Annotated in this window: 13 protein-coding genes and 3 pseudogenes; 6 read left to right on the top strand and 10 right to left on the bottom strand. The window is 68.7% G+C overall.

What is annotated here, in order from left to right; translation table 11 throughout:
- Nucleotides 1-2: 2 nt before the first annotated feature.
- From O7599_RS05375 to asnB, 3 genes are read right to left on the bottom strand one after another with little or no spacing between them, the layout of a single operon-like run.
- Nucleotides 3-899 (bottom strand): FkbM family methyltransferase, encoded by an 897-nt coding sequence (locus O7599_RS05375; RefSeq protein WP_281620933.1) that lies wholly within the window; start codon nucleotides 897-899, stop codon nucleotides 3-5.
- A complete protein-coding gene (locus O7599_RS05370) occupies nucleotides 875-2,032 on the bottom strand; it encodes a glycosyltransferase (protein WP_281620932.1) in 1,158 nt (385 codons plus the stop codon). Before O7599_RS05370 ends, O7599_RS05375 begins: the two co-directional genes overlap by 25 nt.
- A 6-nt stretch (nucleotides 2,033-2,038) precedes the next feature.
- Nucleotides 2,039-3,898: an asparagine synthase (glutamine-hydrolyzing) gene (asnB, locus tag O7599_RS05365; RefSeq protein ID WP_281620931.1), complete on the bottom strand. Its 1,860-nt coding sequence runs from the start codon at nucleotides 3,896-3,898 to the stop codon at nucleotides 2,039-2,041.
- Between the two features lie 158 nt (nucleotides 3,899-4,056).
- On the opposite strand from asnB, the gene O7599_RS05360 reads away from it, so the two are divergent.
- Nucleotides 4,057-5,142: a glycosyltransferase family 4 protein gene (locus O7599_RS05360; protein ID WP_281620930.1), complete on the top strand. Its 1,086-nt coding sequence runs from the start codon at nucleotides 4,057-4,059 to the stop codon at nucleotides 5,140-5,142.
- A 116-nt stretch (nucleotides 5,143-5,258) separates the two neighbouring features.
- Here O7599_RS05360 and O7599_RS05355 read toward each other — a convergent pair whose 3' ends face one another.
- A complete protein-coding gene (locus O7599_RS05355; RefSeq protein WP_281620929.1) occupies nucleotides 5,259-5,585 on the bottom strand; it encodes a hypothetical protein in 327 nt (108 codons plus the stop codon).
- A 1,240-nt stretch (nucleotides 5,586-6,825) separates the two neighbouring features.
- Between O7599_RS05355 and O7599_RS05350 the strand changes: the two are divergent.
- Nucleotides 6,826-7,905 (top strand): annotated as a pseudogene (locus O7599_RS05350) (IS701 family transposase); the annotation flags it as partial.
- A gap of 1,249 nt (nucleotides 7,906-9,154) precedes the next feature.
- On the top strand, nucleotides 9,155-10,636 hold the full coding sequence (locus O7599_RS05345; RefSeq protein ID WP_281620928.1) for a transcriptional regulator: 1,482 nt from the start codon (nucleotides 9,155-9,157) through the stop codon (nucleotides 10,634-10,636).
- A 536-nt stretch (nucleotides 10,637-11,172) separates the two neighbouring features.
- Here the strand turns inward: O7599_RS05345 and O7599_RS05340 are convergent.
- From O7599_RS05340 to O7599_RS05330, 3 genes are read right to left on the bottom strand one after another with little or no spacing between them, the layout of a single operon-like run.
- Nucleotides 11,173-17,685, bottom strand: a complete 6,513-nt coding sequence (locus O7599_RS05340; RefSeq protein WP_281620927.1) for a type I polyketide synthase — start codon at nucleotides 17,683-17,685, stop codon at nucleotides 11,173-11,175.
- A 15-nt stretch (nucleotides 17,686-17,700) separates the two neighbouring features.
- The gene (locus O7599_RS05335; RefSeq protein WP_281620926.1) at nucleotides 17,701-19,014 is read right to left on the bottom strand and encodes a beta-ketoacyl synthase N-terminal-like domain-containing protein; all 1,314 of its coding nucleotides are present in this window, start codon (nucleotides 19,012-19,014) and stop codon (nucleotides 17,701-17,703) included.
- 39 nt (nucleotides 19,015-19,053) lie between these two features.
- On the bottom strand, nucleotides 19,054-19,263 hold the full coding sequence (locus O7599_RS05330) for a DUF5988 family protein (protein ID WP_281620925.1): 210 nt from the start codon (nucleotides 19,261-19,263) through the stop codon (nucleotides 19,054-19,056).
- A gap of 804 nt (nucleotides 19,264-20,067) precedes the next feature.
- Here O7599_RS05330 and O7599_RS05325 point away from each other — a divergent pair.
- The gene (locus O7599_RS05325) at nucleotides 20,068-20,409 is read left to right on the top strand and encodes a hypothetical protein (protein ID WP_281620924.1); all 342 of its coding nucleotides are present in this window, start codon (nucleotides 20,068-20,070) and stop codon (nucleotides 20,407-20,409) included.
- 407 nt (nucleotides 20,410-20,816) lie between these two features.
- A complete protein-coding gene (locus O7599_RS05320) occupies nucleotides 20,817-22,589 on the top strand; it encodes a serine/threonine-protein kinase (RefSeq protein WP_281620923.1) in 1,773 nt (590 codons plus the stop codon).
- Nucleotides 22,590-22,709: 120 nt separating this feature from the next.
- Here the strand turns inward: O7599_RS05320 and O7599_RS36855 are convergent, their stop codons facing one another.
- The 3 genes and pseudogenes from O7599_RS36855 to O7599_RS05305 form a co-directional block, all read right to left on the bottom strand.
- On the bottom strand, nucleotides 22,710-22,997 hold the full coding sequence (locus O7599_RS36855) for a glycosyl hydrolase family 65 protein (RefSeq protein WP_348652622.1): 288 nt from the start codon (nucleotides 22,995-22,997) through the stop codon (nucleotides 22,710-22,712).
- Nucleotides 22,971-24,040: pseudogene (locus tag O7599_RS05310) on the bottom strand (glycoside hydrolase family 65 protein); the annotation flags it as partial. The pseudogene O7599_RS05310 and the gene O7599_RS36855, both read right to left, overlap by 27 nt.
- Nucleotides 24,041-24,253: pseudogene (locus tag O7599_RS05305) on the bottom strand (IS630 family transposase); the annotation flags it as partial.
- Nucleotides 24,254-24,389: 136 nt separating this feature from the next.
- Here O7599_RS05305 and O7599_RS05300 point away from each other — a divergent pair.
- The gene (locus O7599_RS05300; protein WP_281620922.1) at nucleotides 24,390-24,977 is read left to right on the top strand and encodes a DUF1648 domain-containing protein; all 588 of its coding nucleotides are present in this window, start codon (nucleotides 24,390-24,392) and stop codon (nucleotides 24,975-24,977) included.
- Nucleotides 24,978-25,151: the final 174 nt, after the last annotated feature.

The raw sequence follows: 25,151 nt of genomic DNA, 5'->3' as shown, positions 1-25,151 counted from the left end.
TACTATGTTCCTTTCATCGCCTTTGCCCCCATCTGGAGTCGATTCCGCACCCAGGCCATGTGGCGCCGCGAGACGGCCAGCACGTCGGGTCCTTGAGCAGGCGCGCGTGCTGCCGGCGTCAGCTCGTTGCGGTGCGGGTCGTAGAGCGCCAGGTCGTAGCCCTGGTCGTCGAGCCATCTAAGGAGCCGCGCGCGGGAGGATCCGTAGCGGCCGAGGTACCGGTCCACGAGCTCCACCATCCACACCGCTGGCTGCCCACGCGTCATCAGCCGGGTGGCGCCGATGAGGGCCTGGTGCTCGGCGCCCTCCACGTCGAGCTTTCCCATGGCGAACGGCCGCTCGGGCAGCACGTCGTCGAGGCGCCGGACACTCACCTCCGGCCCAGTGGCCTCGTCGGCCTCGCTCCGCATGCGGGAGCCGACGCCGTTCAGTACGAACGGCACCCGGCCCGGCTCCGCGCCGATCGCCACGCCGTGGACGGTGACCCAGTCCAGCCTGCTCGCCCGGACGTTGTCCCGGAGGCGGTCCAGGTAGGCCGGCACCGCCTCGAAGGCATGCACCGCCCCGGTGGGGCCCACGAGCTTTGCCGCCAGCAGAGTGAACATGCCCTCGTTGGCGCCACCGTCGATGAAGCCGTCGCCCGGGCGGAGGAAGCGCGACATGAAGGTCATCTCCTCGTAGTCCGGCAGCCCGCCGAAGTAGAGGAACCGGCCCACCTGCGAGCTGTCCCGGTACGCACGGAACGGCATGCCGCCGTACACGCTCAGGTCGAACGGCCGCCCGATGAGCCGCTTGTACGCCTGCCATCCGGTCATGGCGGCCAGGGCGCGGACCCGGCGCCCGCGGTTGGCGGGGTGGTTCCAGATCATCTCGATCATGCCCTGGACGGTGGTGGGCATCTGTCGGCTCCGTTTCCTGGCTGTAAGGGTCGGGAAGCGCGTGGGCGGCCCGCGGCCAACTCCCTGTAGAGCCCCTCGAACCACACGGCGGTCGAGGCCATGTCGACCACGGCGGCGTCCTCGCGGGCCCCCGCCCGCAGCCTGCGGTGGGTGTCCGGGCTCATCGCCTCGAGAATCCCGGCGGCCAGGGCCTCGGCCGACTCCGGCTCGGTGAGGATGCCGTTGTGCCCGTGGCGCACCAGGTCGGGCACGCCGCCCACGGCGGTGCACACCGCCGGCACGCCCGCGGCGAGCGCCTCCATGATCACCACGGGCAGAGCCTCGTGGTGTGAGCTGAGGACCACCAGGTCGGCACAGGCCGCGAGCCGTCTGGCGTTCGCCACGTGGCCGAGGATGCGGACCCGCTCGCCCAGTCCGCGCCGCGCGATGTCGTGGGCGACCGCGGTCCGCAGTTCGCCCTCGCCGGCCAGGAGGAACAGGGTGTCGGGTCGCTGGCGGACCACCCGGTCGGCGGCTCTCACCAGCAGCGTGTGGTTCTTGATCCAGGTGAAGTTGGCGATGCAGACTACGGCGAACGCCCCGTCCGGCACGCCGAATTCCGCACGGGTGGCGGCCGCCCGTTGCGCCCAGCGCCGCTGCTCGGCGAGGTTGACGCCGTGCACTCTGCTGACGAGGTGCCGGGCGCCGCGGGTGGTGGGGGCGCCTTCCACGAGCGGGGAGACGGCCACCGTAATGTCGTCCAGACCGATCGTCAGCCGGTTGAGGACGGCGGTGGGCCGCCGCAGGTGGACGCTGTGCATTGTCGACACCAGCCGGGGCCGGTGCGGCAGCAGCCGGAGGCAGGGCCGCAGCAGGCCGGCCGGCAGAGGTGAGTGGATGTTGACCACGTGCGGCCGCAGCCGTCGCACCGTCGACGCCAGACGCAGGTAGGGGGCGGAACCTCGCGCTGAGGACAGGGCGACCACCGGCACGCCCGCGTTACGCAGCTTGTCGGTCAGCCCGCGGGTGCGGGCGCGCAGGCACACCACCGTGTACGACAGGTCGTCCTTGGGGGCGAGGCTGAGCCGCTCGGTCAGCAGCACCTCCGCGCCGCCCACGTCGAGCGTCTTGATGACCTCGCAGACCCGCACCATTCCGGCTCACCCCTGACACAGCGGTCTGTTGGACGGGAGGGCCTGGTCCGCGCCGAAGTGGCGATGCCACCGTTCCATCTGGGTGAGTGCCCAGATGCGGTCGGCGTGGTCGTGGTCCGCCTGATGCTCGCGTAGCAGTGCGCCCACCGCCTGAGGGCGGAACAGGCCCCTGGCAACCGATGCCGCGTCCGTGAGCAGGTCGTGGGCGAAGTCCCGCAGCTCACCGCGGAGCCAGTCGGCCAGCGGCACCCCGAAGCCGACCTTGGGCCGGTGCAGGAAGCGGGCGGGCAGCCACGGCTCCACCGCTTTGCGCAGCAGGTACTTGGTCTGGCCGCCGCGCACCCGCAACTCGTCGGGGAGTGCCGCCGCCCACTCCGCCAGGTGGTGGTCGAGCAGCGGTGAACGGGCCTCCAGCGCATGGGCCATGGTGGCGAGGTCCACCTCCATCAGCTGTCCAACGGTGCCCGTTGCCGTGCAGGAACGCCACGCCTCTGCGAGCAGCCCTTCGCTGTCCACGGCGATCTGCCCGCGTAGGGCGTCGGTATACAGCGCCCTCTTCTGCTCGGCGGTGAAGCAGGACACGATGCGCCTGTAGCGGCGGTTGACGGGGTGGGCCAGCAGCTGGAGCACCCGGGGCACGTCGCGCGGCCGGGACCGGGGCCTGCTGTGTGCCGCCAGGCGGTCGCCGAGACGGCCCCGGCAGGTCCCCGCCGGACGCGGGAGGGCCAGCCGGCCAGCCCGGCGCATCAGCGCGTAGCGGCGGTACCCGCCGAACATCTCGTCGCCGCCGTCTCCGGTGAGCACCATGGTGACGTGCTTGCCGCTCATGCGCGCCAGGCAGAAGGTGGGCAGAGCCGAGGAGTCGGCGAACGGCTCATCGAAGTGCCAGGCGAGCGAGGGCAGGAACTCGCCCACCGAAGGGGTGAGGACCACTTCGTGGTGGTCGGTGTTGTCATGGCGGGCCAGCGCGCGGGCGTAGCCGCGCTCGTCGAAGGATGGCTCGGCGAACCCGACGCTGAAGGTCATTACGCGGCCGGGCGACAGTATCGCCATCGCCGCCACCACGGCGGACGAGCCGATGCCGCCGGACAGGAAGGCGCCGAGCGGGCGATCGCTGACCATGCGCGTGCGGGTGGCCTCCAGCAGCAACGCGCGCAGCCGGTCGGCTTCCTCGTGCTCGCCCGTCGTGGGCCGGGGAGTGAAGTCCAGCCGCCAACAGCGGCGCAGCACCGCGGTGCCGTCCGGCCAGATCAGTACGTGGCCGGGGGGTAGCTTGCTGACGCCCTGGTAGATCGACCAGGGGGCGGGAATGTACCCGAAGGTCAGGTAGTGGCGGAGGGCCACCAGGTCCGGCCGGGGGGGCATCTCGGCGGCCTGGGTGAGCGACTTGAGCTCGGAGGCGAACTGCAGGCCCTTGCCGTTGGTGCCGTAGTACTGCGGCTTCTTGCCGAACCGGTCACGGCCGAGCACGAGGCGGCACCGGCGGCTGTCCCAGACGGCGAAGGCGAACATGCCACGCAGGTGGCGCACCAGGTTCTCGCTGTACCGCTCGTAGAGGTGGACCAGGCACTCGGAGTCGGTGCGGGTGGTGAACCGGTGGCCTCTGCCTTCGAGTTCCGCCCGCAGCTCGGCGAAGTTGTGCACCTCGCCGTTGAAGACCGCCACGACGCTGCCGGCTTCGTTGTAGACAGGCTGGTCACCGGTGGCGATGTCGATGACAGCAAGGCGGCGCATGCCCAGGCTGGCATGCGGCTCGTCGTGGAAGCCCTCCCCGTCCGGGCCGCGGTGATCGATGACCCGGAACATCCGGCCGCTGAGAAGCGGATCGGCGCCCTCGGCCGAGACCGCCCCTGCGATTCCGCACATCAAACGTCCCTTCGCAAGTACCGCAGGGAGCATGCCCAAAAGATATGTCCATGATAGCAATTTACCATCTAAACAAGGCTTTCGAGTGAAAATCCGGATAGAGCTGGCATGTCGTCCCGTGTCACCGGCGATAGTGCGGCGGTATGAGGATCACGCGGGTGAGCTACCGGATCCCTCCCGAGCCCGGTGGAATGGAACGTCACGTCGAACGCCTGACGCGTGAGCAGATCGCCGCCGGGCACCAGGTGTCTCTGGCGTTCCGGCACGGGGCATGCGTTCCGGACGGCGCGGCTCGGATACAGCTGCGGCCGTCTTCCACGTCCCGCGTGCTGGGCACGGTGTCCGACAGGCTGGCCACTGCGGCGGAGGCGGCCCTGGCCCTGCGAGCCGTGGCGGGCGGTTCGCGCGGCCCGGACCTGGTGCACCTGCACGGTGATCACGTCGAACTCCTCGTGCTGGGACCGGCGTGCCGGCGTCTGGGCGTTCCCCTGTTCGTCACCGTCCACGCGACACTCAGCGAACGCCACCGCCGGCTGGCCCGGCACGCGTTCGGGTACGCGGCCGGGTTCGTGGCGCTGGGCGGGGCAACCGCGGCCGACCTGATGGAGCGGGGCGTGGAGACACGGCGCATCCTCGTGATGTCCAGCGGACTCGATCTCTCCCGCATGCCGCCGCCCGTCCCCGCGCCGGCCAGGGAGCCCGGCCTGATCGTCAGCGTCGGTGCCCTCAATCCGATGAAGGATCACGCCCTTCTGATCGCGGCGTTCCGACAGCTGAGCCGCGACCGCGCCGGACTTCGGCTCGTGATCGCGGGCGACGGCCCCGAACGCGACCGGCTCGCGCGGCTGGCGGCGGCGGGACCCGGGGTGAAGCTGGCCGGCGCGCTGACGCAGGAAGAGGTCTACAACCTCGTCGGGCGGGCGCAGATCTTCGTGCTCGCCTCTCGCAGGCTTGCCGGGAAGGGAGAGGGCGTGCCGACCGCCGCGTTGGAGGCACTCGCCCTCGGCACGCCGGTCATCGTCTCCTCCCACGCCACCCTCGACCCGGTCGTCACCAACCCGGCGGCATACCGCGTCTTCGCGTCGGGCTCGGCAGCGGGGCTGACGGCAGCCGTGGCCAAGGTGCTTGACGAACCCTCCACGCGGGAGCAGATGGGCACGCTGGGCAGGCAGGCGGCCGAGATGCTGGACTGGCCGAGGGTGGCCCGCCGAGTTGAGGAGTGGTACGAGTCGTTGTTGCACTGAATGCCCCGATCCGGTTCTGAGGCCGCCCAAGGGGCAGTGGGGAGGCTCACACCGCGGGGGCGGCCGCAGTGCGCGGCCGCCCCCGCTTCGGCATCGGTCAGCGGACCTGGGCCGGGTCACTCACAGCCGAATCCCACCACCGTCACCGGCACGACCGCCAGCCCGTTGTCGCAGGTCCAACTGTGGGAGGGTGTATTGATGGTGAAGGGGCCGTTGATCGTGCCCAACGTCGGGGCGCCGGCCGACGCGTCGCAGTCGAAGGCCGAGACGAGGCCGGCAGCCGTGACCGCTTCCTGGCAGTCGTATGTCGGCACCTGCTGAGCCCTCTCGGCCGGCTGGGCGGCGACCGCCGTGCCGGCGGCGGTGGCAGTCAGCGCCAGTGCGGCGACGGCACCGACGGCCAGGCACCGCGCGGAACGCCGTACCGTTCGCATGCTCTTCATTCCTCATCAACTCCTGCTCGTGCGAGATCACGGTTGAGTACCAAATGTGAGACTCCGGCTTTCCTTCCGGGAACCGGCACTCACATTCAGCACGATCAGACTGTCCCCTGATTGAATGCACATGAACAGGCGCGTTGTGGTGGCAAAGATGCGTTTACGGCAGCATGAGTTGGGTTTGGTGCGAGGGGCCGCTGTGACGAGAACATGCCCCGGAGTGTCAGGATCGCTCCGGTGGTACATTCTCGGGTCACACGCTTCGCTTTACGGGTGAGTTCGCACGTCACCTATTGCGGTCTGGGGACCCGTATGGAGTACTGGAACTGTCCAATCGGTGGGTCACCATCAGCTCCGGAGTAATGGTGACTGGAAGTGCCAATTGCCCGTCAGTCGGTGCAAGCGTCAGGCGTAGGCTGGTGTGGCTCATTCCTATCAGTCCATCTCGACCCCGGCGGCACCGCGCGCACGCCCCGTAAACATCCCGATCCGGGAATCCGGAAAACGCGAACTTGAACCTTGAGCAAAGGAGACGACCGGTCCCATCTCACGCAAGGAGGGATCGACCGACGGCAGGACCATGGGCACCATCTCGAGGGCCCGGCACGCCGACGCCTCCGTCGGCGTGTGAGGCCCACTCACAAGCGGCCCCGGCCGACCCCCTGCCCCCCGGCCGGTCGGGGCTCCCGATGTCCTCCCTCCGGGGGACTGTTCCTCCGCTGCACTCTGGCGGCTGCTGACGGACGGGCGCGACGCCGTTGGAGAGCCGCCACCAGGCCGGGCGGAGCTGGGCACTCGAGTGGGGGAGACCGCCCAGCTCCGCCCTCGGGGGCCTGCGGGACCTCGCAGCTTTGTCGAGTTCGAAGGCTCCGTCCTGACCAACGGCCCGACGCCGCCGTGAGCCGGTCTCCTACCTTCTCGGTCTCCGCGGGACGTCGCTGCGTGGGGCACAGCCTGCTCCTCCTCCCTCGTGGCGCTCCATCTCGCCCGCAGTCCCTCAGCGCGGGCGAGTACGAGCTGGCACCGGCAGGGGGTGTCTCACTCATCCTCCCGTCCGGGACCAGGGGGTGAGGCGTCCTGGGCCACGTTCTTACAATCCTTGCGTGAGCCGCCTAAAACCCCTCTTGCAGTCCGCTATTGCCGCTGGTCAGGTGCCCCCTTCTGGGGGTACTTGGTTGACGTGTCGCCAGGTGTGAGTTCGTGACCTCTGGTGCGGTAGGTCGTTGCACTTGTCGTGCAATGTTTTGTGGGGCCCGATGTCTGGTCGGCGGAGCTGGATGAACTGCTGGTGCGGATCGGTCATCGGTTCGGGCGGGTGGATCTGCGGTTGCGCATGCGGGCCTATGTGCGCGGACTGCTGGGACCGGTGGGCCGGAAGAACGGATGGCAGCTGGCTGAGTATGCCGGCCACAGCACTCCGGCCGGGTTGCAGCACCTGCTGGGCCGGGCCTGCTGGGATCCCGATGAGATACGCGATGACCTGCAGGAATACGTCGCCGAGAAGCTCGGTGAGTCCGGCGGTGTGCTGATCGTGGACGACACGGGGTTCCTCAAGAAGGGCGTGACGTCGGCCGGGGTGCAGCGGCGGTACTCCGGCACCGCGGGACACACCGAGAGCTGCCAGATGAGCGTCTTCGCCGCGTATGCCTCCCCGAAGGGGCGGGCGCTGGTGGACCGGGAGCTGTACCTGCCGAAGTCCTGGACCAGCGACCCTGACCGCTGCGTTACGGCGAAGATCCCCCGGCAGCTGGTGTTCGCCACCAAGGGCGAGCTGGCCAACCCCATGGTGGCGCGGGCGCTGGCCTCGCCGCTGCCGATCGCCTGGGTGACCGCGGATTCCGCCTACGGCCAGGAGTGGCGCTTCCGGCGGATGCTGGAGGAAGCCGGCGTCGGCTACGTCCTGGCCGTGTCGAAGTCCCAGCACGTCCACGCCGTGGGCCTGATCGACTTCGTCGTCGCCCGGACCCCCGACGAGGTGTGGGAACGCCATTCTTGCGGCGACGGCGCGAAGGGTCCGCGCGTCTACGACCGGGCCGCAGCTCGCCTGCCCACCAGTGACGACTTCGACGGCGAGGAGCCTTCCCCCCACCGGTGGGTCCTGGCCCGCCGTAGCCTGGCCCGCCCCGACGAGATCGCCTACTACCTCGCCTACGCACCCACCGGCACCAGCATCGCCGAACTGGTGCGCATCGCCGGAACCCGCTGGGCGATCGAGGAAACCTTCCAGGCCGCCAGGAACGAGTGTGGCCTGGACCAGTGCGAAGTCCGCCGGCCAGGCTGGTACCGGCACATCACCCTGGCCATGCTCGCCCACGCTTTCCTCGCCGCCATCGCTGCCCAAGCCGGTACAAGAGGGCAGCAGAAACGGTTCCGGCGCCCTTGCACCGCTCACCGTGGCAGAAATCCGGCGACTCCTGGCAACTGGCCCTGCCCAGCCCCGTCTCCGGCGCGCCGGCCACGCACTGAACTGGTCCATATGGCGCCGCCGCCAGCAAGCCACCGCCCGCCGCTGCCACTACCGCACCCGAGGTCACGAACTACCCACACCTGACGGCACGTCAACCAGGCACCTCAGAAAGGTGCACCTGACCAGCGGAAATCCGCCGTTCCGCTTCTGCCCCGTCGCCTGCTGCAGCATGATCAGCTTTGTCGTCGGCAACATGGACAACGACGTCGTGGTGCACTGAACATTCCTGGCAACTGGGCGTTGCTCGCCCAGCTCACAGGGCTGAGCGGCGCCCGCAGCCGTCCCGGAGCGCCGATCGGAGGGCTCGTCAGGTTGATGGGACAATCACAGTAAACTTGTGAGTTGCTGAAAGCCACCGCCAACGCCTGGAGTAGTGGCGACTCTCGGCAACTCGGCCTTGGCGGGACACCGCGGACCCGGGGTGCCGCGACCGAACCGTTCGACCGTTCAACCCGGTCGGCCGGGGCACCTCTGAGCACGCCGATCCCATTGGTCCTTCGGCAGCCCCGACACGGTGGTCGGCTCGGCTGCTGGTGGCGATTGGGGTGTAGTTGGGCGCGCGGCTTGCGGTGGTGCCGGCACTCTGACCTGATGGCAAGCCAACTTGCTGATTTTGTGGCACTGCTGGTTCGATTCCCCCCTTCCCGAGGATGGGGATGCGGAGGTAGACGAACTGGCGGCCGTATACCAGCCGAGGTCCAGGTCACGGCTGATGCCGTGCACAGGGCGCCCTGGCCTGCACGTTCATCCTCCCTGCTGAGATTACCGAGAGGGCTGTGCCGATGGTGCCGAGCCGGCGACTCTTGGGCGCTTGCCAACGCGTCGACTTTCTTCACACCTGCAGCACCACTTCCTGCCGGCATCGCATTTGAAAGGAATAACTAATTAGAAGGTGGACGCGGTGCGCGATGGAACGTTTCTTTCTCAAATGCTACTTGCGCGCCGGTACATGCCTCCTCGATCCCGGTTCACATCCCTGCGCGGTTGCCTGGTGAAACCTGATGCATGAGAATGACTGCGGGAAGTCTGGGATTCGGCTGCTTGGTCAAATTTCCTCGTCGTGTGTCGGCAAGCTCGTTACACTCAGGGGTTCTTTGAAAGGATGAAGATGGCTGCCCGTAAGCTTATTTCTCGCCAGCCGAATCAGAGACTTGAGGCTCTGCTGCATGAGGCGGGGATCTCGAATGCCGGACTCGCTCGCCGAGTCAACATTCGGGGCAGCCAGCGCGGTCTCAACCTGCGTCACGACAAGACTTCTGTGAGCCGGTGGGTACGTGGTCAGCGTCCTCGGGTCCGCACGGCCGTGATCATTAGCGAAGTGCTTAGCGAGAAACTTGACCGTACCGTATCGCTGGACGAAATCGGCATGGCGTACGGAAAGAATCTGGCCAGCAATGTCGGTCTGACATTCGTGTCAGATCTGGCCGCTGCCACCCAGATGGCGTGCGAGCTCTGGTCCTGCGATGCCGATCCCCGCGGAGTGGTCTTCGGGCCCACGGTGGCAGTCTCTACCCTGATCGGTCCCAGCCGCGACTGGCTCATCACAGCATGCGACGCCGAGGTCTCCCGTGAGGGCGGCTCGCAGGTGCACATTGCTGACGTGGAGGCGGTACGGGAGACGACTCTGGCGCTGTCAAGCCTTGACCGCAGCTTCGGCGGCGGCCACACTCGCTCCCTTGCCGTGCACTATCTCAACGCGTTCGTCTCCGGGCTGCTCACCGGCACTTACACGGAGGCGATCGGCCGCAGGCTCTTCGCCGGTGTTGCGCAACTCACCAAGCACACCGCCCTCATGACAGTGGACATCGGCCATCCCAGCCTGGCGCAGCGTTACTACATCCAAGCGCTACGCCTAGCTCAGGCGGCCGGCGACCGCGCGCTCGGTGGATTCGTGCTGGCCGACGGTATGGCCAACATCGCGCCGCTTCTTGGCCACCCGCGAGAAGTGGTGTCACTCGCCCTCGCTGCCCGTGGCGGTACCCGTAGCCACTCGACCCCGGCCTTGGAAGCGCTGTTTCACCTGACGGAGGCACGCGGGCACGCTCTGGTCGGCGACGCACTCTCCTGCGAGAAGAGCGCGGACCTTGCTATCGAGACATTGAACGAGGCGTCCTCGGACAGCGAGCCCGCCTGGCTTACCGGCTTCACCGCGGCGCACCTGGCCGACGGGCTGGCTCACTGCTACCGCGACCTGGGCCATCCGGCGGAGTCGGCGCGCTGGGCGCAGGCTGCGCTTGATGGCTTACCCCGGCGAGACGTGCGCCGTCGCGCCATCGATCTGCTGTTGCTCGCCACCGCACGAGCCGAGGCCGGCGAAGTGGCCGAAGGGTGCCACCATGCCTTGCGCGCGATGGAGTTACTCGGCGGGTTGCGCTCTCACCTCGGCATGGAGTACCTGAGTGATTTCCGCCAACGCCTGAATCGAAGCAGAGACAGCGAAGCGCGGCGTGCGTTCGAGGATCAGGTGGCCAGCAGCGGTATCACGTTGAGCAGGGGACCAGGAGGGGAGGCAGGGGCCGGAGAGACGGCCGTGGGCCGCTGGCACGCTGCCGCCCCCGGACTCCTGGAACAGACACCGGCCGCGAAGTAGCGCTCAGCGACTCTCAGGGCTGGCACACCAGCGGGGCTCGCTGCGGCAGAGCGTTGTCGGGCGGCGGTGGAAGGTGAGGGTGGGTGACGCCTGATCAGTCGACGATTTGCTGGACGGTGTAGCCGACGGAGTCGTACGTCTCCCCCGCCAGATGTATCCGGCGGGTCGAGCTCTGGGTTGTGGCGTCCAGTTCGGCCGTTGGCGCGAGTTGCCGTGACGGCGGGGGCTGCGGGGAGGTGCGCGAGATGAGCACCCGGAGACGCCCATGAGCCCGACGGCGGACGCGGGGGCGAGCGCGCCCACCAGGTCGAGGACCGGTGGGGGGGGGAGAGACCGAGTAGGTTCTGTGCCAGTGAATTTCCGATGGCCGGCGGGCGTGAACAGCCCGTCGTGGAGGCTCTGAGGTTCCGGCGCGGTGCATGCGACGACTTCAGGGGGACTCTGCAGAAGGATGCGGCGAGGAGTGTCCCGCTCTGGACGACGGGGCCCCGGGAACGGCTCGATCACGCCCCGGAGCCCGTCAGGTCGCGGCACCCTCAGCAGGGCATCAGTCCCAGGCGTTCGGACAGCCCTTCGGCGAGTGCCGCGAGGGTATGGTGCCGCCACACGAAGTCGCCTGCCAGTCGCACGCCAAGGACTGGTTCGATGCGCGCCCGCACCTCGGTGGCCAGCAGCGAGTCGAAGCCCAGGCTGCGCAGCGGGGTCTGCGGATCGATCCTCGTGGTGCCGAGCCGCAGCACCGCGTGGATGTGCTCGGCCAAAAACGCCTCCAAGGCCTGTAGCTGGGCGGGGCCCGCAGGCATGGAGCGCAGCCGCTCCACCAGTTCCCCCGGGCTCCCTGCGTTTTCGCTCGAACCGGCGTCGTCGCCCGGCCTGACGAGACTGAAGAAATCCCTGTTCCAGGCGGCTCTTGGAATCCATGTCCCAGGGTCTCCGGGGATGACCCCGGCCTGGGCGCTCCCGTGCTCCAGCAGTTCCTGCAGCGCCCGAAATCCCTTCTCCGTAGGGATGGTCTGGTATCCGCGTCTGGCGAAATCGGTAGCTACCCCGATTTCACCCCATGGGCCCCAGTTGACCGCCAGCGTGGGCAGCCCGAGAGCATTTCGCCAGGTCGCGAAGGCATCCAGCCACGCGTTCGCTGCCGCGTACCCGGCCTGGCCGGGATTCCCCAGCAGCGACGCCATGGAGGAGTGGACGACGAACCAGTCGAGCCGGTAAGGGGCGGTGGCCCTGTGCAGGTACCACGCGCCGTCGGCCTTCGGTTTCCATGCCTTCTGGAGCCGTTCTTCGTCCAGTGTGGTGATGGCGGCGTCCGCCAGTACCATTGCGCCGTGCACCACGCCCCGCAGCGGCCAGGGCTGTTCCCCGACCGCGGCCACCAGGCGCTCGGCGGTGTGCTCCTCGGCGATATCGCCCAGCACGACCGTGATCTTGGTGCCGTGGACGGCCAGGTCGTCCAGTGTTGCCGTGGCCTGGGGGGTGGGCGCTGTACGCCCGTTCAGCACGAGATGACCGGCGCCCTGCTGGGCCAGCCACCCCGCGGTGGCCAGTCCCACGCCGCGTAGGCCGCCGGTGATGATATAGGCTCCCCCCCGCCGCGCGGTCACCGGCACGGCAGGCAGCACAGCGACGGTCTCGTCTTGTGCTGGCGCGGTCAGCACCAGCTTGCCCAGGTGGCGCGCGCCCGCCATAAGCCGGAACGCCTCAGAGGCGGCGGTGAGCGGAACGGTCGTGCAGGGCAACGGAGTGAGCCCGCCCGCCGTGAACTCGCCAAGCACCTCCCGCAGCACTGTAACGAACACCTCTGGTTGTGATCGCTGAAGTTCGATCAGGTCGACCGTGCGGAAGGTGATGTTGTGCCTCAGCGGCGAGAGCCCGAGCGGCTCATCGGAGAGGATGTCGCGCACGCCCAGCTCGATGAAGCGCCCGAAGGGTCGGAGTGTTTCCAGCCCGGCCCGGATGGCCGCTCCCGAGAGGGAGTTCAGCACGACGTCGACGCCTTCGCCGCCGGTCGCCTCAACGGTCTGGTCCCGGAAGTCCAGCGTTCGGGAATCCATCACCTTGGTGATTCCCATGGCCCGCAGATGGTCACGTTTCTCTTCACTGCCCGCAGTGGTCAGCACCTCTGCCCCCAGATGCCGGGCGACTGCGATGGCCGCAAGTCCTGTACCGCCGGTCGCCGAGTGGATCAGCACACGCTCCCCGGGGACCAGTCGCGCGACGTGGCGCAGCGCGTACCAGGCGGTGAGATAGGCGATCGGCAGCCCGGCGGCGTCGACTGCTCCGAGCCCCGGAGGAATCGAGGTGACGGCTCTGGCCGGCAGCGTGACGAACGAGGCGAAGGCGCCGCCCTCGAGATTCACGGCGAGCACTTCGTCGCCGACACGGAAGTGCTCGACGTCGGGGCCGACGGCAGTGACGACGCCGGCGCACTCGAAACCGATCCTGTCGCGGTAGTCGGTCGCCCCGGTGCCGGCGTCGGGGAGCAGGCCGAGGGCGATCAGAATGTCGCGGAAGTTCAGCCCGGTGGCGGTCACGCGCACCTCCACTTCGCCGGCGCCGGGCGCGATCCGCGGTGACTCGGCTAGCTGCAGGCTCGTCAGATCCCCGGGGCGGACCACACGCAGCCGGAACCCGTCCTCGCCGCTGCGCGCCAGGTGCGCGGCGACGGGAGCTCGCTCGGGCTTCGTCAGTGGCGTCCGCTCCAGTCTGGCGACGTGCCGCACCCCACCGCGCAGCGCCACCTCGTCCTCGAGGTTCTCGGCATCGTACGCCTGGTCAGACATCAGCTCACGGGCCAGTTCCCGCATGTCGGAGCCATTGCCGCCATTGCCCGTGTCCCGGCCAGAGTAAGAGCCTGCATCCGCATCGACCAGAGTGGCCTGCAACTCGGGGTGCTCCAGCGCCAGCACCCGTACCACGCCGCGAAGCGCTCCCTGTGCCGGATCGGCGATATCGCCGGGGCGCACCCGGCGAGCACCGCGCGTCACGGCGTAGAGACGCACGGGTCCAGCCGCCACTCCTGTGATCGCCTGTGCGACGGCGAGCAGGAGCCTGACTTGCCGCAGGCCCACCGCAGCCGGGTCCTGCCCCACCTCCCTGTGGCACAGCACCACTACCGCTCGGGGTGTCTTGGATGTCCCTAGCCGCGCTACAAGTGAGGCCGCCAGCTCCTGCAGTCCTTCCTGAGCGGGCGGCTGTTCCCAGACCTCTGCCTTCCCGCCCACCGACTCGATGGCGCGGGCTAGCGCACGGGGACTCTCGGTAATCTGCCCTCTCTCGCAGACGATCAGCGTCGTACCGGGCGCCGACAGTTCCTGCGACGGTGTACGGCGCGGGGACTCGTGCCATTTGATGCCGCTGAACCAGCCGTCCACCGCCTTGGGGTCGGTGGCCGTGCGTCGTGTGAACTTCAGGCCCTCGATGGACAGCACGGGCTTGCCCGCCTGGTCCAAGAGCCGCACGTTGCCGGTGAGGGCATTATCGGTCGTCTCGACGATGTGTGAGTGGCAGTACACAGCGGTGGCTGGATCGCCCAGGATGCGCAGGTGCCGCATCCCTACCGGGAGCAGCGTGCCCGAATCAGTCTCCTCGATCAGCCGGGTGGCGACGAGTTGAGCGCACAAGTCGATCAGCACGGGATGAATCCGTAGCGGCGTGTGCCCGGACTGCCTGGCCTGCTGGGGTACCTCCACCCGTGCCCAGTAGCTCTCGCCGTCCTCGGCGCCCCGCAGCTCCGTCACACCTGCGAAGGCCGGTCCGTGGGCGAGTCCACGGGCTCGCAGGCTCTCGTAGAGGTTGCGCGGGTCGATGTGCCGAGGATGCTGGGAGGCGGGGGAGTCAGCCGACGAGGGCGAGGGAGGCGGCACTTGTGCGCGGCGGCGCAGCACAGCCGTGGCCTGCAGTACCCAGGCGTCCTTCTCGCCTTGTGCGAAGATTTCACACCGGGCGTGGTCGGCATCTGTCATTGTCACGGTGGTGCTGACGGGGGTTCGCTCGGTGAGGCGGAGGAGCTCCAGGAAGCGCAGGTCGGTGATCTCCACCTCGTGTGGTCTGGCGTTGAACGCCTCGCAGGCGCAGCTCAGCGCGATGGCGCAGTGGACCGCGCCCGGGAGGGCCACTGAGCCGTAGACCTGGTGATCCGCCAGCCAGGGGAGGCGGGAGATGCCGGAGTCCCCATGCCAGCACAGGCGGCGCGGTGTTCCCGGAATCTCCGTGCGCCTGCCGGGAAGTGTGTCACCATCCGTGCCGGCCGGGCTTGCCTCCAGACGAGGTTGCGCGATCTCCGGCCGGGTGAAGTGGCGCGTGCGGTCGAACGCGATGGTGGGCACTTCCGCGAGTTGCGCGTCCGCGTAGAGGACGGACCAGTCCACGGTGCCCCCGGCGCAGTGCAGCGCCGCTAGCTGGACGCGCAGTGTGGTCAGTTCGTCTTCCTTTCGGAGCAGCGTGGGCAGCACCACCGGCTCGGTCGCCTGATCGGGCAGTGCGGTGAGGCTGCTGGTGAGGGCCCGGCTCACCACGGGGTGCGGCGAGATTTCTACATAGAGCGAGTGGCGGTCGGCGGCTGCGGCAGCTAAAGCGGCCGCGAACCGCACCGGGCGGCGCAGGTTTTCGCACCAGTAGTCGGAGTCGAAGGCCGGCTGCTGTCTGGGGTCGTCATGCACCGTCGAGTAGAAGGGCACGCGCGGTGAGCCGGGTGTCAGGCCGTCGAGAGCGGCGCGGAGATCATCGAGCAGTGGCTCCACCTGCGGCGAGTGGGACGCCACGTCCACCGCGATGGTGGACGCCGGAATGCAGCGCGCCTGCCAGTCCTGCACCATCCGGTGTACGCGGTCCGTGTCCCCGGCGACGACGGTGGACCCGGGCGCGCCGAGCACCGCGATCGAGACTTGCCCGGTCGGGGCGGCGGGGTCCGAGTCGGCTTCGGCGATCTCCGCCTCGACCGTCTCCGCGTCCAGTTCGACGGTCGCCATGGCACCGTTACCGGCGATGCGCTCCAGCAGCGCGGAGCGGCGGCAGATTACCCGTACCCCGTCCGGCAGCGACAACGCCCCGGCGACCACGGCGGCGGCCACCTCACCCATCGAGTGCCCGATGACTCCGGCCGGCTCCACGCCGTGGCTACGCCAGGCAGCGGCGAGGGCGATCTGCAGGGCGAAGAGCACCGGCTGCACCCGTCCGCAGCCGCTCACCGGCTGGCCTTGGCGCACCACATCCAGTACGGAGAATCCGGCCTCGGCGCCGATGAGTTCGTCGACTTCTGCCAGCGCCGATGCGAAGTCGGGCACGGTGCCGAGCAGTCCGCTGCCCATTCCCGCCCATTGGGAACCCTGCCCGGAGAAGACCCACACCGGCCGGCGGGAGATACCGGAGCCGACCGAGCCCGTCACCACATGTGGCTCCGTCTGCCCGGCCGCGTACATCCGCAGCGACTCCGCGAGCCGGTCGTGTGAATCAGCCACGATACCCAGGCGGCCGCGGCCGGGGCTGCGCCGCATCGCAAGGGTGTGGGCGATGTCCCGCAGCGGCACGGCCGCACCGCCGACCCTCAGCCATTCGGCAAGGCGGAGCGCGGCGGTCGGCAGCACAGCGGTCGAGCCGGCGGGGACCAGGAAGACCTCGGGTGCGGGCGAGGGCGGGGGGGTGGGCACTGCCGGCCTCGGCCTGCCCCGGCCACCGCGTGACCTCGTGGTGGGAGGCTGCTCAAGCACCGCGTGAGCGTTGGTCCCGGCGAATCCGAAGGAAGAGACGGAAGCCAGCCGCGGCCCGGATCGGACCGGCCATTCGACAAGCCTGGTGGGCACGAACAGTCGCGTGCCCTCGGGTCGACACGCCGGGTTCCAGGCGGTGAAGTGGAGGTTGGGGGGGATCAGGCCCCGGCCGAGACTGCCGATGGCCTTGATCAGCCCGGTGATGCCGGCGGCCGGCTCCAGGTGGCCGAGGTTGGTCTTCACCGACGTCAGCGCGCACCGGCCCCCATCGGTCCGGCGCTCGCCGTACACCGCGGCCAGACTGGCGAACTCCGCCGGGTCGCCCACCGGCGTGCCGGTGCCGTGTGTCTCGACCATACCGACGTCGCGCGGGTCGACGCCCGCCGCGGACAGTGCACGGATGTACAAGGCCCGCTGAGCATCGGGGGAGGGCGCGGCCAGTCCTTCCGAGGCGCCGTCCTGGTTGACCGCCGAGCCACGTAGCACAGCCAGCACCCTGTCGCCCGCCCGCACCGCATCTGCGAGTCGTTTGAGTACGACCACACCGCAGCCCTCTCCTCGCACGAAGCCGTCGGCGGCGGCGTCGAAGGCGTGGCAGTGGCCGGTGGCCGAAAGCATGCCCATCCGTGCGAACGACTGCGTGATCCGGGGCTGAAGGATGAGGGACACGCCCCCGGCCAGAGCGATCTCGCACTCGTCTGCATTGAGGGACTGGGCAGCCAGGTGGAGCGCCACGAGGGAGGAGGAACAGGCCGTGTCCAATGACAGCGACGGCCCTCGCAGACCAAGGAGGTAGGAGATGCGGCCCGGGGCCACACAGTGGCCATTGGTCAGAACGGAGCCTTCCAGTTCGCGAGGGTGGCCCGTGAGTCCGTCCATGTAGTCGTGGTAGCTCATTCCGGTGAAGACGCCCACGGGCACGCCGTTGAGTGATTCGGGGCGGAATCCGGCGTGCTCAAGAGCCTCCCATGCCACCTCGAGCAGCAACCGGTGCTGCGGGTCGAGAACTTCGGCCTCACGACCGGAAACGCCGAAGAAGTCGGCGTCGAAGCCCGAGACGTTGCGCAGGAAGCCGCCCCAAGGGCGGAGCTGAGCGTCCGTACAAGCACTCAGCTCCGCCCGGTCCAAGGGCAGCTCGCCGACGGCGTCGCGTCCGCCCGCCAGGAGCTGCCAGAGGGCGGCAGGAGAATCGGCGTCGCCGGGCAGCCTGCAACCTGCGCCGAGCACGGCGATCTCTCCGCCACGCCCCCTCCGCGCGGCGTCGAGGAGTTCCCCGCGTGCCCCATGCCCTGCAGCCTCGTCGTGCGCACGGGCAGGCGTGTGTGGGTTGTCGTCCATGACTGACCTCTCTCCCTACACTGCGTCCGCGCTGCCCAGGAGCATGGCGTGTTTTACGCCACCGACCTGGTAGTTGAAGCTGAGCGCGTGGTCGAAGTCGAGTGGGCGGGTCTTCGTGCCCGGCACGGGGTCGAAGGGGAGCCCGTCGGCGGGCTGCTCGCAGTTGGCCGTCGGGCACACCTCGCCGTGTTCCATCATCAACAGCGTCAGTGCGGCGCCCAGACAGCCGGCCGCGGAGCCGTTGTGGCCGAAGATGCCTTCCTGAGACGTCATCAGCAGGTCGGAGGAGTCGCCGTACAGCTTCCTGACCGCCGCGGACTCGAACGCGGTCACCACAGTGTTGCCGTCACTGCCGCCGTGCACGTAGCCGACTTGCGACAGGCTCCATGTCTCCCCGAGGCAGTCACGGACGGCTCTGACCAGCTCGGCGCCGGTATCGTCACAGGCCAGCGGATTCGCCAACCCGTCGCGGGTCATGGCCGTGGCGAGGATCTGGCCGTAGACAGACGCGCCGCGTTGCTCTGCGTGCGCGCGGCTCTCCAGGATGAGCGTGGCGGAGCCCGCACCGTGGTTGATGCTGCGGGCGCGACGGTCGTACGGCCGCATCAGGTCTTCGAAGGACGGGACGAGCTCCGGCATCCCGTCGGTGCGCAGAGCGTCGTACGTACGCTGGGCACCGCGCAGGAGCCGTTGGACGTTTTCGATCAGGTCGATGCTGAAGACGTCGACGCCCGTCACGGCGGCGACCTCCACCTCGTTTTGGGCGATGAGTCGTCGCGCCTGGCCGAGTTGCACGGCGGAAGAAGCACAGCCGCACGAGATCGTGAAGCAGGGGCCGGTGGAACAAGTCAGCGCCGCCTGGACGAGCGACACGTCGGAAGGCGTCATGGCCTGCTCGGCCGCGACGAAGAGCTCCATCGCCTCCTGCGGGCTGGTGCCCGCCGGATCGGCGCCCAGCACCGACATGTAGCTGTCGATGTTGGCATCAATGCCACCGCGCCCCACGAGGATGGCCGCCTCGGCGAGTGCGGCTGAGCGGAGCTCCAATCCGGCGTCCGCGCATGCTTCTGCGAGGGAGATCAAGCCGAAGCGGTGGGCCGCCGTGTAGTGCCTGGAGAAGAACTCGGGGACATCAGGGAATCGTTCGGCGAACATCTCTGGGGTGAGATCCACGGATCCGTAGTACATCGGCGCGGCTCTCAGGAAGGTCCCGCCGCGTGACGCGACCTGCCAGAGATCGTCGGCGGTAAAGGTGGGTGCGGGATGGCCTGGCAAGCAGAATCCCATTCCGGTGACGACAACGTCCTGGGAATTCCTGGATCGCTTCATCGGCATTCCTTGTCTGTGATGGGCGCTTGGCGGCGCAGGCTATTCCGCGATGAAGGTGCGATTGCGCCATTGGTAGATCGGCGTGAGAATTCCGCTCACCTCGACATATTCGCCGCGGAATTCAAAGTGCTCATAACCGTTCCCTTGGAGAATCTTGACCTTGCTCTCGTGGTCGGTCTCGGCCGAATGCGGCAAGAGCGGAATCGTGAACGGGCAATCGGCGAGGATGACAATCTTCGAATGCAGCACTGGACTGTCCTTCCGGTGTTATCCGATCATGAAGAATGTTTACCCGAATTCCTGCCGCCATAAGCTGCTTGCGGGGGCGATATAAGGGCCAGTTAGGTGGTGCAGGATGCGTTTTCGGATCCTGCTAGAAAAAGGGCGAATGTCCTCAAGGAAGATGGCCTCAGTGGACGGACCGGGGACATGCCTCCCCGGCGGGGGATGACTGCGTTGGCCATCTCAGCGACGAACCGAATGTCCTCGCTCCGGCCCAGGCAGGTGCCCGCAATGCGCGACGTACCGACGGCTGTTGTTGGCGCCACCTGCCGTGGTGGCGGCGTCCGCACACACCTTGGCGATGAGCCGGCCACAGCGCAAGAGCCGCACACTTCTTGCCAACTGTCGTGATCACACCTCCGATGCCGATTGACATTCCCTGGAGAGGGCGGGCGGTCCACCGGATGGACGATTCCAATACTCCACACGAGGAACTCAAGCGCAACAACAGGTGTGCGAACTCATCCGAAAGGTGGAGCGCGTGACTCTGAGATGTACCACCGGCGCGATCAGAGTGTGCGAACGATTCGTTGCGTAAGGAAGACCCGCGAATGGTGACGGAAGGTCGGCAATCAGAACACTTGGCGGTGGAACCGCAACTGACGCGGCCGAAAACGCATCTTCGCCCCCGTCTCGCGCCCTGTTGACGTCATTTGGAGAGGTTCAGTCTGATCCTGCTGAATGCCGAGCGTTGTGCCGGCATCCCGGAAGGAAATCCTCTCTCGCGTTCGGTGCTCATGGTGATCTCACACAGTTTGGAGCAAAAAAGTGATGAACAGGATGCGATCGACCCGGCGTTCCGCGCGTGTCATGGCGGTCGGCGCTGTCGCCGCACTGGCGCTGACGGCCTCGGCCACCGGAACGGCGCTCGCCGTCCAGCCGACTCAGCAGCAGGTTCCGACGTACGACTGCGACGAAGGTGTCAAGACATTCAGTCTCGTCACCGGCTTCGACTGCACCGCGTCGCCGGGCGCGCCGAGGATTGGCGTGATCAACGGCCCCTTCATCGTCAACACACCGAACCGCAGCTTCACCTGTGATACGGGGCTGGCCGCTGTGCCAGTGGCGGTGCTCGGGTTCGGCTGTGAGGGTACGCCTCCCCTGGCTGACTGACCTGAGGCACCGGTGGTGGCGGTCGCGGATCGCGGCCGCCACCGCCGGGAGCATTTCCGGCCGCATGTGACCGGATGAAAGGTCAGACGACTCCGCGGGCCACCCTGCGGGCGAGGCCACCACGGCCGCGCAAACTGCTGCCCGGCAGCCCCAGCAGCGCGCGATGCGCCTACGTGTCGCAGAAGCTCGCGCAGCGCAGACTGGCTCGGCACTCGACCGTGGCACGTACATCGACCTCGACGCCGGCATGACCGATTGACCTGGTGTTCCGTAGCTGTCTCAGGCGTTGGCCCCTCGGAGTTCGTCTCCCGTTGGTGTCCCTTGTCTGTTGGGATGGGGATCGGAAGTGGCGTTGCAGTCCGTCTTCTGCTCGGCCTCGTGCATGCTGCTCTGCAAGAGTGGCGGGCGTGGAGGATTTGAGAAGCCAGGATCCCAAGCGTCTGGGGGAGTTCAGGCTGCTGGCCAGGCTGGGTAGTGGCGGTATGGGGCGGGTGTATCTGGGGCGGTCGCCGGGTGGGATGCAGGTGGCGATCAAGGTGATCCGCGAGGATTTCGCGGAGGATGCCGATGCCCTGGTCCGGTTCCGGCGTGAGGTGGCGACGGTGCGGGCGGTGCGCAGCCCGTACACCGCTCGTCTCGTCGGCGCTTCCCTGGACGTGCCGCCGTACTGGCTGGCGACGGAGTTCGTGCCGGGCCCGACGTTGCTGGAGGCATCGCGCGGTACGTCCCTCGAACCCACCCTGTGCAGGGGGCTGTTCGCGGCGCTGGCGGAGGCGCTGGCTGCGGTGCACGGGCATGGGGTGGTGCATCGGGACGTGAAGCCGCACAACGTCATCCTGGCCCCGGGAGGGCCGCAGTTGATCGACTTCGGTATCGCCCGGGCGGCGGAGCACACGCAGCTCACCCGTACGGGGCAGATGCCGGGTACCCCCGGTTACACCGCGCCCGAGGTGCTGCTGGGCGGCGAGGCGGGCCCGGCGGCGGATGTCTTCGCGCTCGGCGCGACGATGGCCGCCGCCGCCACCGGCCGGTCGCCGTACGGCGGCGGGGAGTGGCCGGCCGTGAGCTACCGTGTCGTGCACGGCGAGATCGATGTCGACGGAGTGGAATCCGGGCTGGCCGAGCTCATCCGGCAGTGCGTCGCCCGGGACCCGGCGCAGCGGCCCGGCCCCCTGGATGTCGTCGGGCGGTGCGGCGTGACGTACGCGCTGGCGGAGTTACCGGCGTACCGGCGGCTGACCGGGGCGGTGCCGCCAGCGCTCCCGGCACCGCCGCGACGCCGGGGCTCGACGGTGGCCGCGGCCGCCCTGGCCGTCGCAGCGCTCGCGGCGGCGACGACGGTATGGCTGCTGCCGTCGGGCGGTGACGGTGCGACAGCGGGCGACTCGCCAACCGAGTGCGCCGCCGACTCCCCGGCCGAGTCCGCCTCCGGTGGCGGTAAGGGGCGGGAGGGTCTGACGATCGGCATCATGCCCGACCAGTCGACCATGAGCTACTGCGACCAGGACGGGGAGTACGCCGGATTCGAGGTCGACGTCGCCAGGTACGTTGCCGGCGAACTCGGCGTCGAGGTCGAGGACATCACGTGGAGGGAAGTGTCCGCCACCGAGCGCACCGACGTCCTTGTGCGCGGCGAGGTCGACTTCGTCGTCGCCCGCTATCAGATCACCGACGCGCGGAAGGAAGAGGTCGACTTCGCCGGCCCCTACCTCTCCGCCCGCCAGGACCTGCTGATGCGCGCCGGCGACCGGGCTCCCGATGTGACAGACCTCAACGACATGAAGCTGTGCTCGGTCACCGGCTCCACCTCCGCACAGGTCGTGAAAGAGGGAGGGGCACCGGGCGCGGACCTCACGGAGCGCGCCTCCTACGGAGAATGCCTCACCGCCCTGGACAAGGGTGAGGTCGATGCACTGACCACCGACGACTCCCTCCTCGTCGGATACGCCACCCGGAGTGGGGACCCCAGTGACTACCGGCTGGCAGGACTGGAACTCAGCGCCGAGAACCTCTACGGCGTCGGGCTGCCCAAGGGCGAGACGGAACTACGCGACGACATCCACGCGGCGATCGACCAGATGATCGCGGACGGCTCCTGGGCGAGAGCCGCCGAAACCTTCCTCGGAAGCGTGGTCAACTACGATGCCCAGCCGCCCGACCAGGCCGCGACGACCGGTTGACCTGGCACGAAGCGACCCCAGGGCGGGCGATTGTCCCCCGAAGCGCATCTGGCAGATTGCGGCTCGCTGACCTGCGGAGGTGCCAGGCGGTTTGAGAACGCTGATGGTCAGTGTGCGTTTTCAGCGATGCGTCTCCGGGGTGAGGTTGGCGGCGGTGATGGTGCTGAGGCGCGTGGCCGTGGACGGCGGGACCGTAACCTGAAGGCGCTCGGCGCGCAGGCGCAGCTCGATGGCCCAGTGGTCGCGGTAGCGCACGCGAAGGGCGTACTCGGACATCTGCGGCAGTGGTACGGGGTCGAGCCACAGCGCGTCCTCGCGCGTCTCCAGTCCGGTCAGGCCGCGAGACCATGTCGAGGTTGCCGGCCATGGCGCCGCCGCGGGCAGGCGCCGGTGGCGGTAGTCGAGCAGGGCGCGGAAGACCTCCGGCAGGTGGAGGTTCAGGTACGGCAGCACGAACAGCTCGTCCCAGAAGACGTGCCGGCGGTACGCCTCGCCGTGCAGGCCCCGCGCCGGTACCCCGGCGTCGACGTGGGCGGTGTGCGGGGAGAGGGTCTGCAGCAGGTGGAAGGTGTGCAGCCGCAGGACGTCCCCGGCCTCACCGGGCACGCGCAGCTCGGCGCGCTGCCACAGTTGTTCCCAGGCGGCGGTGTGGGAGGCCATGAGCGCGGTGAAGTGAGGGCTCCGGGAGGCGTGTTCGCGTGGGGCCGTGAGTGGGTCGCCGATGGCAGCATCCCGCGAGGTGTACAGCGCGGCGGTCTTCTCGACGGTGATGGGCCCTCCCGCGAGGGCTCGTACGGTGAACAGACCGGCGATGCGCGCGCCGTCGTCGCGTACTGACCGTGAGCCGGTCGTCTCGCCCCGTGACGCGGGTCCGGGCCGCCAGCGCGACGCGTACGTCGGAGTCGCTGGTGCGGCAGCGCAGCCACACCGTGTCGGGCTCGTCGGCGCCGGTGTGGGCGCGGGTGAGACGGCGGCCGGCGAGGGAACGGTAGCGTTCGACGCCGGAGTTGGTCACGGAGCCGTCGAGCGCCGCCTCGGCCTCCAGGGTCCCCGACCAGCCAAGCGGGGTCAGCGTGGTGCGCAAGGCCGCCGGGCACGGGTCGCCCATGTGCAGCAGGTGCTTCTCGGACAGCGCGATCCGGCGTCCCTGGAGGCCGGTGAAGACCGCGCTGCGCTTCAGCACCCCGGTGCGCAGCCGCAGGTGCTGCCGGTACGCGGCGGGGTCGGCGTCGGCTGTGGTCAGCCAGCGGCCGGGGACGTCACCGTGCGGGGGCAGGCGTAGAAGCGCAGCGGCAGCCAGTTCGGCAGGTTGACCATGTCCTCGTTCTCGGCCTGCCGGCCGGAGACGGTGGAGGTGAGTCGGTTGTAGACGCCAGCGGCGTACGTGCCCGGGTAGTGGGCCCGTCGGCGTGGGACTCGGGAACGGCGCCGCGCGTGGCGAAGTGGCCGTTGATCTCGTTGAACCGGTGGATCACTTCCCGCAGCGTGTCCTCGTCGGCCTGGACGAGCCGGGTGACTACCGGAACGCGGTTCCCACCGGCGGACGCCAGCAGCATCGCCGCCCGGCGATAGCGCACCGAGCTGGTGCTGCCCCGGCGCACCATCTGCTGCAGCTTCTGCCCTTCCTGATCGGTCAGTCTGCGCACCCGCACGGGCTCGGCCACCTCACCTCACGGTTGCCGGAACGGACGTCACCGCCCAGCCAACCGCCGCGGCACCAACCCGGCGAACTTGTGGTGGCGCACCATATGTTGAATGGGCATGACGACAGAGACGGGTTGCGACAAAGGGAGACGCGACGTGGCGACCAGCACCGTGACCCGGCAGAGAAGGACGTGGTGGATGTGGCTGATGCCGAGCCTGCTGTTGCTCGGCACCATGGTGGTCTGGGGCGCGGTGCGGTACTCACAGTTGCCCGAGCGGGTGCCCGGGCGCATCGGCCTGGAGGGCGTGGACGCCTGGACGGACAAGAGCGTGTGGACCGTGTTCCTGCCGGTGTTCGTCTACGCCGGGGCCACGGTGGTCGTCCTCACCTGCGCGGTCGGCGCGGCGCGCGTAACGCCGCTTGACGCGGTGCCCGAGCCGCAGGATCAGTGGGGAAAGGCCGCCTCGGTCATGAACGGCCGTCCGGCCACCGCTGCTTCGGCCCAGCGCCTGGTCAGTGCGCTGTTGATGATGAACGCCGTCCTCGGCACCGCCTTCCTGCCGCTGTGCTGGGTGCAGTGGCGCACGACACAGACCGCCGACGTTCAGGGCTGGATCTGGCCCGTCACGCTTGCGGTCTTCCTTGTTTCCCTGGTGCCCCTCGGCGTGGCCTGGTGGCGCGACGCAGAGGCAAGGAAGGAGGGGGCCAGGCGTCCTGACCAACCCGGCGAACCTATGCGGTAACAGCACTAGACATCTGCACCGGCATCGCACTGGCGTTAGCTGGTTCCGCCGGTGCCGTCACGAGAAAAGCGGGTGGCCGGGGTGCGCCCGCTCACCAGCACGCCCGGGTCGGCAGGCGGGTTCGAACAGCGGCAGCGTGCCCGTCGAAGCCATGCCAGACCTCCCTGCATGCGC

It is taken from the genome of Streptomyces sp. WMMC500, from assembly GCF_027497195.1.
Lineage (GTDB): Bacteria > Actinomycetota > Actinomycetes > Streptomycetales > Streptomycetaceae > Streptomyces.
The sequence above is the reverse complement of the archived record's forward strand: the minus strand, read 5'-3'. Positions and strand labels throughout refer to the sequence as shown.